Below are 12513 nucleotides of genomic sequence, written 5' to 3'. Positions count from 1 at the left end.
TAAAGCAATAAATAATGGAGGGTATGATAAGGGAGGCTTAATCCAATTATCAAGCTATCTCGATGCAGATTGTTATCTCTGAATAAATGTTGCGAGTCTGCTCGCAGATTTATATTTAATTTGACTGTTTTATATTTATTTTGTTGTTTTAAAGTAGAGGTGTTTATTATTATCTTTTTATGCCAAAAAACATAATGAACATTTGTTTTATTACTTAATTAAAATATTCATTATATAATTAATTTGGAGGTGTTTTATTAAATGGATTTTAATGCTGAGGTGATTGTTTTAGCTATTTTGGTTGGAATAGTGTCCGGAATAACTTTAAATAAAGTGATGTTTGTATTTATTAAAATTATTTATGGATATGAGAAAATAGTTTTTAGTTATTTTCAGGTTGAGTTAGTGACGTTGTTTACAACGGCTTTCTTTATGATTTATTTTCCATGGAATTTTAATTTGTATGTTGCTTTGATATTTGTTTGGATGCTAATTATATTGTCTTTTATTGATATAAAAATTAAATTATTGCCAGATATAATAAATTATCTATTTTTATGGTTAGGGTTATTACTGAATTTGAATCAAACTTTTGTGCCTATCGAACAAGCTGTGACAGGTGCGATTGCGGGGTATTTAATTTTATGGTCGCTCTATTGGTTATTCAGAATAATTTGTCATAAAGAAGGACTAGGCTATGGTGATTTTAAGTTAATGGCGGCGGTTAGTGCTTGGTTGGGGATTGGCGCCATTCCTTTATTAATGTTTTTATCTTCACTGTTTGGTCTTATTGGGTATTTTTGCATGTGGAGAATACGAAAAAATTACCAAGAGTCTGTTGCTTTTGGCCCATATATAGCCATTTCTGCGGCCATCATGATCTATATGCATTTATTGGGAGTGGATGGGTTGTCGTGGATGGCGCCCGATAGCTGAAAATGTATGGGCGCCAGTAGTTAAAATTGTGGTATTAAAACTGATCGTGAATCAACGCATCTTGCCAACGTTTGGGTTGTCCCAGGTATTTATCAAGAGAAATAATAGATAGCTCATTTCTGTTATTTTCTAAAATAAACGTAGGGAAGCCTGAGCCGCCAACTGCTGCCAATAGTTCACGGCTTTTCCTAATGTGTTGGAGACTTTCTGATTCATTATTCAGTGTAAGCTCTTGCTGAAAGAGTACTGAATCAAGCTGCAATTCATTTGCTAAGTTCAATAATGTTTCAGTTTTGCTGATTTTTAATCCACGAACATAATGCGCTTTTTGTACTGCCAGTAACATGTCGACACCTTTACCAGCCAATTTTTCTGCTGCAATAATGGCTGATATTGGTGGCAATGAATCCATAATCAGTGATTTATCATTTAACAGTGCGACATACTGCTCACTGAAAGTTTGCCCGGTAAGGCTTGCGATCCGTTTATCCTGACTAAGAACATAATCACGCCATGTGCTGTCTATTTGGCGTCTGTTATCACCTGTCAGCATTCCGCCGCCATGCAATTCAATTTTTACATTTGCGACCTCTTTTGCTGCTTGTATCAGAGAGGAAACGCCATAACACCAGCCACATAGTGGATCATAGATATAATGCAGAGTCATTCCGGGCATATTACTTATTCCTAAAAATACTTGTTCCTAAAAATACTCATTCCTAAAAAAGAGTTAATTTATTTACTGGGGCCACTTCATTTCGCCTTTCAGCACCTTAGCACTTAATTCAAGACTGGATTTATCTCCAAGTTTTGGATAGTGCTTTTCCATTGCGGCTATTAGCGCTTTTGAATCTTTCGCTTTTGCCAGCTCTTTCTCAAAAATAGTCAGGTATTCTTGCGTGAAATGAACGGATTCCAACGTCATTGGGGTGTTACCAATGAAATGTCCCGGAACCACAGTTGTCGGTTTCAGATCTTTTATACGATCTAATGTCTGCATCCAATTTTTACGGGATTCTTTAGATTGTGTATCTGCCATCCAGACATGAATGTTGCTTGAAACAGTGACGCCGCCAACTACCGCTTTTAGTTTAGGTATCCAAACGAAAGTGCGGTCAGCCGCAGGGCCATCAAGACCTTCGACGATCAGCTTTTCACCGTCAACTGTAAAAGTGTTACATTCCAGTGGTTGCGGCACGATAACTTTTTTTGGGGCCTGTTCTTTCAGAACACCTCCCCAATAAGCCAGTTTGCCATCTTTGGTCTTTTTGATTTCTTTAATGGTTTCTGGTGATGCAATGACTTTTGCGTTAGGGAACGCTTTGGTCAGTGTATCAAGGCCAAAATAGAAATCAGGATCAGACTGACTGATATAGATAGTTGTCAGTTTTCTGCCGGTATACTTAATTCTTCTGGCCAGTGCTTCAGCATCATTTTTTTGGAACTGAGCATCGATCAGTACAACTTCTCTATCACCGATGATGAGCTCAGAAGAGACGGGAAATACGCTTCTTTCACCTGGATTGAAAACATCCAGTTTTAGGTTAGTGGCTTGTGCCAGAGAAATAGTACCCAAGGAAAGGATACCTGCCAGCGCAATATTTAATGTTGTTTTGCGAGTCATGATTGAATTCCTGATGTTGTGTATAGCAAGGTTCATAATAAGTTGCGTTTTTCGATGAAAAAACCGCATAATTGGCAATTATTTGTTGCATAAATCGAGCTAATTGATGGATAGAGTCACTGCTGCGCAAGTGTTCACTATAATTGTAGAACAAGGCAGCATGATTGCCGCATCGGAACGGTTAGATATGTCTCGGGCAATGGTATCTCGTTATCTGGCTGAAATGGAGAAATGGGCGGGAGTGCGTCTGTTACATCGTACAACGAGAAAGATCAGCCTGACATCGGCAGGAGAGATCGCCTATCAGCGCAGTCGTAAGTTATTGCAATTGGCGGAAGAGATTCCGGTTCATCAACCAGTAGAAGCGCAGGAGCTGAGTGGTCTTCTGCGAATAAGCAGTTCTCAATCTCTGGCGGTGAGCGCATTGTCTGTGGCGATTCCTGAATTTATGCAGCTTTATCCTCAGATAGCCATTGATATGCAAATGAGCAATAAGGCAATAAATTTGGTCGAGGAGCGGATAGATTTAGCATTGCGTATCACGAATAACTTAGAGCCGAATTTGATCGCCAGACCGTTATCGACATGTCATTCTGTGGTTTGCGCTGCCCCTTCCTACCTGATGGGAAAAATGCTCCCTCAAAAGCCTGCTGATTTAGCCCTGCATAACTGTATGACTTATAACTTTTTTGGCAAAAGCCTTTGGTTATTCGAACGTCGAGGGGAAAAATATTCTGTTCCTGTTAGCGGTACTTTGAGTGCCAATGAATCGATGGTATTAATGGAAGCAACATTGCAAGGTGCGGGAATCGCCATGCAACCCTATTATTCTGTTGCTTCGCATTTGGCGTCAGGAAAATTGATTCAGTTGTTGCCAGAATATCGACCTCAGGCTATGGGAATTTATGGTATTTATGCCAGCCGTCAAAATATGCCAGCAACGCTGAGGGCATTACTGGATTTCCTGGTGCAATGGTTTGCTGCTTCTCCTTACTGGCAAGCGCTAATGCTGAAAAGCTGACTTTAGTTTTTGAGGAAACAGGGCAATTTGTGCTTTTAAGTGTTCAATAAAAGTATCCACTGGGGCAGAAGAAGGGCGGTGAATGGGCTTTATCAGGCTGACAGTAAAAGGAATGTTGAGACTGAATGGGCGAGCGCATATTTCAGATTTGCCGTGGCTGTCTAGATAATCGAGTACGGTCAGTGGGTTGACAATAGAAACACCAATGCCTTCGCGCACCATTGCACATACTGATGCAGCACTGTGAGTTTCCATAATCATGCGGCGGCGAATACGGTGTTCTGCAAATACCCCATCAATGAGTTGACGATAGCTATCCGTTATCGAAAGGCTAATAAAATTTTGTTCGCTGAAATCTTCGGGAGTCAATAACGGTTTATGACTGAGGGGATGAGCGGCGGGCAATACGCAAATTTCATTTAGCGTGATCAGTGTTTCTCTCTGCGTACCGGGTGGTGTCTGCAAATGTTCTGTTAGACCTAGATCATGGCGTTGAGCGGAGAGCCACTCTTCCAGTAGCGGTGATTCCTGAGGGATGATTGTTAAGTTAGTATCGGGGTATTGACGGGTGAAGTGGCGGCAAACTTTCGGTAATAGTGATTGAGAAAATACCGGCAGGCAGGCGATGGAAAGCTGAGCATGTTGAAATTTACGTATATTGTCAGCCGCATTCATTATTCTTTCGAGTCCATAATAAGAGCGCTGGACTTCTTCAAAAAGGCGCAATCCTTGTGCTGTTGGATGCAGGCGACCTTTTACTCGGTCAAACAATTTGAATTTTATTAGATGCTCGAATCGTGCTAATTCACGACTGACTGTTGGTTGTGATGTTTGTAATAAAATAGCCGCTTCTGTCAGGTTTTTTGTCGTCATTACCGCATGGAAGATTTCAATATGGCGCCATGAACAAGAAGACATAAATTGTTCCTTCAAATGATAATTCTATATCACAGATGAATAGACTATAACGAAATGGATATTTTTATTCCTGCTTTTTCCTGCCAATAATAGGTTATTTGTCGACTTTGTGAGAGGAACCCTGATGAGCGCTTTTACCCGCAATAATTGTCCTAATTTGATACCAGAGAATTTGAGTCTCCTACCAGAGACATATGGTACTCCATTATGGGTTTACGATAGTGAAACAATTATTCAAAAAATCAAATCATTATATCAATTTGATGTAATTAGGTTTGCTCAGAAGGCTTGTTCTAATACTCATATTTTGCGCTTGATGCGTGAATATGGTGTGAAAGTTGATGCTGTTTCACTAGGAGAAATTGAGCGTGCTTTACGGGCTGGATTTTGTCCAGGGCAAGAAATAGCAGACATTGTTTTCACTGCTGATTTAATCGATGGGCCGACGTTGCAAAGAGTAACCGAATTGGATATTCCGGTTAATGCGGGTTCTATCGATATGTTGGAACAGATTGGTCAATGTAAACAAGGGCATCCGGTATGGTTGCGGATTAATCCTGGGTTTGGTCATGGTCATAGCCAGAAGACGAATACGGGAGGGGAAAACAGTAAACATGGTATTTGGTATCAGGATGTTCCACAGGCAATTGAGAAAATCCGCTACTATGGATTGAAATTGCTTGGTTTACATATGCATATCGGTTCTGGTGTCGATTATCATCACCTTGCCAGTGTGTGCAATGCGATGGTTGAACAGGTTATTCTTTGTGGCGAAGATATTCAGGCAATTTCAGCCGGCGGGGGTTTATCGACTCCTTATCATCAGGGAGATGAGCGAATCAATATCGCTCATTATTTTGGGTTGTGGGATGATGCTCGTAAAAGAATTGAGCAGCATTTAGGTCATAAAATTGAGCTAGAAATTGAACCGGGGCGTTTTTTGGTAGCAGAATCTGGCGTTCTGATGACAGAAGTTCGGGCGGTTAAGCAGATGGGGAACCGTAATTATGTTCTAGTGGATGCGGGGTTCAATGACTTAATGCGTCCAGTAATGTATGGCAGTTATCACCATATCTCAGTTTTGCCTGCTGATGGACGTGAGATTGAGCGATTGCCATTGCGGGAAACATTAGTTGCGGGGCCGTTATGTGAATCCGGTGATATTTTTACGCAGGTTGAGGGCGGGGGGGTAGCGCCAAGAGCGTTGCCTCCTGTGCAAGTTGGCGACTATTTAGTTTTTCATGACACTGGTGCCTATGGTGCGTCGATGTCCTCCAATTACAATAGTCGTCCGCTGATCTCTGAGGTGCTGTTTGTTAATGGCGAGCCTCGATTAATACGCCGCCGTCAAACAATTGAAGAGTTGTTAGCATTGGAAGAAGTATCTTTTGCTTCTATGTCTACGTCATAAAATACGGGGCGATATTTGTTAAGATATCGCCCCGTGATTAATTTAGAACTCTCTTTAATTCATTAATTTTAAGCGGCTTCTGTTCTCCGCTTTTCAATGTGAGCAGGAACAGCCAGTGCTTCTGGTTCAAACTCATCGACATTAATAGAACGTAGACGGCTTGCTTCAGCACGTTTTAGAATTGCGGCCTCGTCTGGCGTGATCTTACGTTCTGCGAGTGCGCGTTCTGCCAGTTTATCCAGGCGAGTAAAGCCAAGGCGTTTACCTGCTTCGCGACTCAAACGGGCATGAATCGGTTCTGCGGCAATAATGTCGTGCAGCGCTTCTTCCAATAATCCGTGAGGATTGTGTTCGCTTGGTGTCAGATATTGACCTCGGCCAATGCGATCGCGGGTAGCCGAAGGTTGTTGTAAAATCTGGGCCAGTTTGTGATCCAGACGGTCAGATGGCGCTGAATGTACACGTCCTAGAGGGAAGACGATAACACGCATCAGACCAGCAACCAGACGATTCGGGAAGTTACTCAGTAAATTATCTATCGCCTGTTCTGCCTGATATAAGCTATCTTGAACGGCCCACTGAACTAGCGGTAAATCTTCTTTTTGACGACCTTCATCTTCATAGCGTTTCAAAGTCGCGGAAGCCAGATAAGTTTGACTCAGAACATCGCCAAGACGGGCAGAGACACGTTCACGGCGTTTCAGGCTACCGCCTAATACACCCATTGCTACATCTGATAATAGCGCAAGGTTGGCACTCTGGCGGTTTAATTGCTGATAGTAACGGCGTGTTGCATCACTGACCGGCGTGCTGCTGGTGCGGCCATTGGTTAAGCCGAGCCAGAAGCTGCGTAACATGTTACTGGCAACGTGACCAAGGTGACTAAACAGTGCCTTATCAAAGTCTTTAATACGGTTATTTTCCGCCGCAGCCATTTCATCAAGTACATAAGGATGGCAGCGGATAGCTCCCTGACCGTAGATAATCATGTTACGGGTCAGAATATTGGCGCCTTCAACGGTAATGGCGATAGGCGCGCCTTGATAAGCGCGAGCAAGGAAGTTGGATGGACCAAGGCAAATACCTTTACCACCGGCAATATCCATTGCGTCAATAATTGAGCGTTGGCCCCGGTGAGTACAGTGATATTTCACAATAGCGGATAACACAGAGGGTTTTTCACCTAGCATAATACCGGTTGTTGCAAGCGTTGCAGCGGCATCCATCAAATAGGCGTTACCGGCAATGCGTGCCAGTGGTTCTTCAATCCCTTCCATTTTACCGATTGGCATTTTGAATTGGCGACGGATATAAGAGTATGCGCCAATCGCCATTGCAACACTTTTCAAACCGCCGGTTGCATTTGACGGCAGAGTGATACCACGGCCGACAGACAGACACTCAACCAGCATACGCCAACCTTGTCCGGCCATTTTGGGCCCGCCAATGATATAGTCAATGGGGACAAAGATATCTTTACCGCGAGTTGGCCCATTCTGGAACGGAACGTTCAGTGGGAAATGACGGTGACCAATTTCTACTCCCGGTACATTGGTTGGAATCAATGCACAGGTAATACCCAATTCTTCTTTGTCGCCCAATAAACGGTCAGGGTCAGACAGTTTGAAAGCCAGACCGAGTACGGTTGCGATAGGTGCAAGTGTGATATAGCGTTTGTTCCAGGTCAGGCGCATACCCAGAATTTGCTCACCTTGCCATTCTCCCATGCAGACTACGCCTGTATCAGGGATTGATCCGGCATCAGAGCCAGCTTCCGGGCTGGTCAATGCGAAACATGGGATCTCTTCGCCACGGGCAAGCCCGGGTAGATAGCGGTTCTTCTGTTCTTCGGTGCCATAATGCTGTAACAATTCACCAGGGCCGAGAGAGTTAGGTACACCTACGGTAATTGCCAGAATGCCGGATGTCCCCGCCAATTTTTGCAGCACTCGTGCCTGTGCATAGGCTGAGAATTCCAGGCCGCCATACTCTTTTTTAATGATCATGGCAAAGAAACGGTGCTCTTTCAGGTAACGCCATAACTCAGGTGGTAAATCAGCAAGTTCATGGCTTATCTGGAAGTCATTGGTCATACGGCAAGCTTCTTCTACCGGACCATCCAGAAATGCTTGTTCTTCAGCGGTTAACTGAGGCTTTGGATAGTCATGCAATTTTTTCCAGTCGGGTTTACCGCGGAACAGTTCGCCTTCCCACCAGGTAGTACCTGCGTCAAGAGCTTCTTTTTCCGTGCGAGATAGACTTGGCATCACCTTACGGAAGGCTTTTAAGGCCGGAACAGTAAGTAAGGAGTGGCGCATTGGCGCAAAATTCAGTGGGAACAGAATAATGGCCATTGGTAACAACATCCAGTAACTCCATGCATCAATAGCGCCCATCAAGACGGTATAGACAAGGAGCAGTAGGCTGCTGAGACTGAGATTGACTTTGTGATAGCAAAGTATCCCAATCAATACTAAGAATAGAATAATACTCAATGTGGTCATAATAAAAGCTCCTGGTTAATCTCAGGGTCAGGTAAGTCATCAGAGGTCGGACCTGTTGTGATGTTCTTCTCTTTTTAGACCAGGAAATTGTTTTTAGCAATATCTTTACATCTTAATTACAATGTAGCTCACAAACTCAAGGTGATCGGCAGCGGATTAATTCTCCAGAAACGTGATGTTGTCTTCTTTCAATTCTCTTGATCCGGTAAACTGCCATCCGGCACAACATTAAAGATTACCTGACCGAAGTGAGGAGCCTATGTATCAAGACCTGATCCGTAGTGAATTGAACGAAGCCGCGGATACGCTGGCAAAGTTTTTAAGCGACGATGCAAATATTGAAGCAATTCAAAAAGCAGCAGTATTACTGGCTGATTCATTTAAAGCAGGTGGCAAGGTACTGTCCTGCGGTAATGGGGGTTCGCATTGTGATGCGATGCATTTTGCAGAAGAATTGACAGGCCGTTACCGCGAAAATCGCCCTGGCTATCCAGCGATTGCGATTTCTGATGTCAGTCACCTTTCCTGTGTCAGTAATGATTTCGGGTATGAATTTGTTTTTTCTCGTTATGTGGAAGCCGTTGGGAAAGAGGGAGATGTATTGTTAGGTCTCTCTACTTCCGGTAACTCCGGTAATATTATCAAAGCAGTTGAAGCTGCCCGCTTAAAAGGTATGAAAGTCATTACACTGACAGGCAAGGATGGCGGTAAAATGGCAGGAACCGCTGATGTGGAAATCCGTGTCCCGCATTTTGGTTATGCAGATCGTATTCAGGAAATTCATATCAAAGTTATTCATATCCTGATTCAACTTATCGAAAAAGAGATGGTTAAAGCCTGATTTTATAGGCTACAGAGGTGAGCAATGTGTGAGTTACTTGGCATGAGTGCAAATGTGCCAACAGATATCTGCTTTAGTTTAGGTGGTCTGATTCAACGGGGTGGTCATACCGGGCCCCATAAGGATGGTTGGGGGATCACATTTTATGAGGGGCGGGGCTGTCGCACATTTAAAGATCATCAACCAAGTTACAATTCGCCCGTTGCTCGCTTCGTACAAGAGTATCCAATTAAATCCAGAGTAGTGGTTTCTCATATCCGGCAAGCTAACCGCGGTAATGTTGCGTTGGAAAATACTCATCCTTTCATCCGCGAAATGTGGGGACGTAACTGGACTTATGCCCATAATGGGCAGCTTCGGGGCTATCGGCAGCTTGAAACTGGTCAGTATCGTCCCGTTGGGCAAACGGATAGTGAACATGCTTTTTGCTGGATTTTGCATCAACTTGCACAAAAATATCCAAGAACCCCTTCCAACTGGCCTCAGGTTTTTCGTTTTATCGCCTCACTGGCAGACGAACTCAGCAAAAAAGGCGTATTCAATATGTTGCTGTCAGATGGGCGTTTTGTGATGGCATATTGCTCAACCAACCTCTATTGGATTACCCGTCGGGCACCGTTTGGAAAAGCAAAACTTCTGGATCAGGATGTTGAAATTGATTTTCAACAGCATACACAACCGGATGATGTTGTTTCTGTTATTGTGACCCAACCGTTAACTGGCAATGAAGCTTGGCATCGTATTGAGCCGGGTTGCTATGCGCTATTTCATCTTGGTGAACGCGTATTGTGATTGATGCTGCAAAAGTGGCGATTTGTTAGGTGTAGCATTAACTACATATTGACCGTTAATGACGTTGATAGTTGCCGGCCGATGATTTTTTGCAAAATAGTCATAGGCCGGTTGTAATTGTAGCCAAAACATATAATGGGAGGATGAACGGTGGCGTAACATATTCTGTGGTGTCATTCTGAATGGATAAATACTGATATTAATTTCGTATTGCCCGCGCAATAATGCATTTTCTACATAATAGTAGATCTCATCCATGTAACCATTAGTCATAGCGTAGCAACCGACAGATTTACACTCTCCGTGGATCATTAAATAGTTGCCGGAATAGCCTCTGAATTTATCGTATTCATTTGGAAATCCCAGATTAATAGATCGGTAATACCGACTATTTGGATTGAGTTGATGGGTTTTTACACGATAAAATCCTTCTGGGCTTTTCAGATCGCCTTCTGTGGTTTTGGGACCAAGGCCGCCTGAGTAATTACAGATGGGGTAGCTTTTAGACAGTTGGTAGCTTCCATGACTATTTTTAGTATAAAGCTCCAGTATCCGCTCTTCTTTGAATATTTGGATAAAGACAGGAGAGCCGGTTTGTACAGGGGAATTTTGCTTCAATTGAACTAAAGTATCCTGAGCATAGACAGGAATGAATGAACTAAATATCCACAATATTATTGCAGGAAGAGCTGCGGTTTTTTTCATGTGACTACCGTATAGCGCTGTAACGGGCTGACTAAAAATTTAGCTTAAGATTGCCATGAGTCATCGACTTTGTGAATAGAAAATGATGACGGTAACTTTATCACTACAAAGTGATTGTTAGGTTAAAATACAATCAGTTGTCGGTAAAGGTGATATAATTATTCGTTTTTTGCGATCTATTAATCGTTCAGCGTCAAAATTATTCCTGTTTGCTTGAACTAAATCACTTGATTAGTCAGACAGCCTAAGAAGGGAGATGTTAAAATTACCGCCCGGAGATTAAAGAAAATCGTAACAATTATCGGAGAATTATAACCTGAGCACGATTCGTGACTTAAGGGGTTTTTTATAGAGTGGCTATGTTACCACCAGGTAATCTGTAGCATATGATTTAATTGATAAACTTGTGCAAATCTTATGATTAAAATTAAAAAAGGACTCGACCTCCCGATTGCAGGAGCGCCTGCTCAAGTAATAGAAGACGGTCCGACGATTCGCCATGTAGCACTGTTGGGTGAAGAGTATGTTGGAATGCGTCCTTCTATGTTGGTTAAAGAAGGTGAGCATGTTAAGAAGGGCCAGATTCTTTTTGAAGATAAAAAGAATCCAGGTGTTGTTTTCACCAGTCCGGCCTGTGGGCAGGTTGTGGCGATTAATCGTGGTGAACAACGTATTTTGCAGTCAATCGTGATTGAGATAACGGGAGACGAACAGGTTGATTTTGCCCGTTATGATCGTTCCCAACTTTCTCAGTTATCCCGAGAACAAGTGGAAAAGAATCTGATTGATTCCGGGTTATGGACTGCATTGCGTACTCGTCCTTATAGCCGAAGCCCTGCTCCCGGTTCCTCGCCAAAAGCAATTTTTGTGACCGCTATGGATACTCAGCCTTTGGCTGCAAATCCACAGGTTATTATTGCTGCCGAGGAAGAGGCTTTTGTTGATGGCCTGAATGTGCTGACTAAACTGACCGAAGGTAAAGTCCATGTTTGCCATAGTGCAGGAAGCTTGCCGAATGTCGGTAATAATGCGCGAATCACTTATAATCAATTTTTTGGTCCGCACCCTGCGGGATTAGCTGGAACTCACATTCACTTCATTGAACCTGTCAGTGCGACGAAAACGGTATGGCACTTGGGATATCAGGATGTGATTGCTATCGGTAAATTATTCACTACTGGCACACTTTATACCGATCGTGTCATTGCACTGGCAGGCCCGCAGGTTGAAAAACCACGTCTTATACGTGCTTGTTTGGGGGCTGATCTACTTGAGTTAACTCGGGGTCAGCTAAAAGAGGGGGAAAACCGTATTATTTCGGGTTCCGTATTGTGCGGTACTCAGTCGGATGAAGTTCACCATTATCTTGGTCGTTTCCACACTTTAGTTTCTGTTTTGCGTGAAGGCCGCGAAAAAGAGCTATTTGGTTGGATCATGCCGGGTACCGATAAATTTTCTATTACCCGTACCACCATTGGTCATTTCCTGAAAAATAAGCGTTTTGATTTTTCAACCACAATGAATGGCGGTGAACGTTCTATGGTGCCAATCGGCAACTATGAGCGTGTTATGCCTTTGGATATCATGGCAACGCATTTGCTGCGGGATTTGCTAGCGGGTGATACCGATAGCGCTCAGGCACTAGGTTGTCTGGAGTTAGATGAGGAAGACTTGGCGCTTTGTACCTATGTCTGTCCTGGCAAATATGAATATGGTCCGGTACTGCGCGAAGTGCTGACTAAGATTGAGCAGGAAGGATGA

Annotated in this window: 11 protein-coding genes; 6 read left to right on the top strand and 5 right to left on the bottom strand. The window is 43.2% G+C overall.

Annotated elements, in window-relative coordinates:
* Positions 1-261: 261 nt before the first annotated feature.
* Positions 262-936, top strand: a complete 675-nt coding sequence (locus tag OO184_RS12165) for a prepilin peptidase (RefSeq protein WP_265379408.1) — start codon at positions 262-264, stop codon at positions 934-936.
* Between the two features lie 34 nt (positions 937-970).
* Here OO184_RS12165 and OO184_RS12160 read toward each other — a convergent pair whose 3' ends face one another.
* Together OO184_RS12160 and OO184_RS12155 are read right to left on the bottom strand one after the other, a co-directional pair.
* The gene (locus OO184_RS12160; RefSeq protein WP_265379407.1) at positions 971-1612 is read right to left on the bottom strand and encodes a DsbA family protein; all 642 of its coding nucleotides are present in this window, start codon (positions 1610-1612) and stop codon (positions 971-973) included.
* A 63-nt stretch (positions 1613-1675) separates the two neighbouring features.
* Positions 1676-2560 carry an MBL fold metallo-hydrolase gene (locus tag OO184_RS12155; protein ID WP_265379406.1) on the bottom strand — a complete coding sequence of 295 codons (885 nt, stop codon included), beginning with the start codon at positions 2558-2560 and terminating at the stop codon, positions 1676-1678.
* Positions 2561-2666: 106 nt separating this feature from the next.
* Here OO184_RS12155 and OO184_RS12150 point away from each other — a divergent pair, with 106 nt between their 5' ends.
* Positions 2667-3581, top strand: a complete 915-nt coding sequence (locus OO184_RS12150) for a LysR family transcriptional regulator (RefSeq protein WP_265379405.1) — start codon at positions 2667-2669, stop codon at positions 3579-3581.
* Here the strand turns inward: OO184_RS12150 and OO184_RS12145 are convergent.
* Positions 3564-4499, bottom strand: coding sequence for a LysR family transcriptional regulator (locus tag OO184_RS12145; protein WP_265379404.1), 936 nt, complete (start codon positions 4497-4499; stop codon positions 3564-3566). The genes OO184_RS12150 and OO184_RS12145 overlap by 18 nt on opposite strands.
* 124 nt (positions 4500-4623) lie before the next feature.
* Here OO184_RS12145 and lysA point away from each other — a divergent pair, with 124 nt between their 5' ends.
* Positions 4624-5910, top strand: a complete 1287-nt coding sequence (gene lysA, locus OO184_RS12140) for a diaminopimelate decarboxylase (RefSeq protein WP_265379403.1) — start codon at positions 4624-4626, stop codon at positions 5908-5910.
* Positions 5911-5978: 68 nt separating this feature from the next.
* Here lysA and fadE read toward each other — a convergent pair whose 3' ends face one another.
* Entirely contained in the window at positions 5979-8414 is a 2436-nt protein-coding gene (gene fadE / locus OO184_RS12135) for an acyl-CoA dehydrogenase FadE (protein WP_265379402.1), read from the bottom strand.
* A gap of 259 nt (positions 8415-8673) precedes the next feature.
* On the opposite strand from fadE, the gene lpcA reads away from it, so the two are divergent.
* Entirely contained in the window at positions 8674-9255 is a 582-nt protein-coding gene (gene lpcA / locus OO184_RS12130; RefSeq protein ID WP_049583143.1) for a D-sedoheptulose 7-phosphate isomerase, read from the top strand.
* A gap of 24 nt (positions 9256-9279) precedes the next feature.
* Positions 9280-10047 (top strand): class II glutamine amidotransferase, encoded by a 768-nt coding sequence (locus OO184_RS12125; protein WP_265379401.1) that lies wholly within the window; start codon positions 9280-9282, stop codon positions 10045-10047.
* On the opposite strand, the gene OO184_RS12120 is transcribed toward OO184_RS12125, so the two are convergent.
* Positions 10018-10752 carry a L,D-transpeptidase family protein gene (locus OO184_RS12120; protein ID WP_265379400.1) on the bottom strand — a complete coding sequence of 245 codons (735 nt, stop codon included), beginning with the start codon at positions 10750-10752 and terminating at the stop codon, positions 10018-10020. The genes OO184_RS12125 and OO184_RS12120 overlap by 30 nt on opposite strands.
* A gap of 417 nt (positions 10753-11169) precedes the next feature.
* Between OO184_RS12120 and OO184_RS12115 the strand changes: the two genes are divergently transcribed.
* Positions 11170-12513, top strand: coding sequence for a Na(+)-translocating NADH-quinone reductase subunit A (locus OO184_RS12115; protein WP_265379399.1), 1344 nt, complete (start codon positions 11170-11172; stop codon positions 12511-12513).

Origin of the sequence: Photorhabdus aballayi (assembly GCF_026153155.1) — a bacterium.
GTDB lineage: Bacteria > Pseudomonadota > Gammaproteobacteria > Enterobacterales > Enterobacteriaceae > Photorhabdus > Photorhabdus luminescens.
The sequence above is the reverse complement of the archived record's forward strand: the minus strand, read 5'-3'. Positions and strand labels throughout refer to the sequence as shown.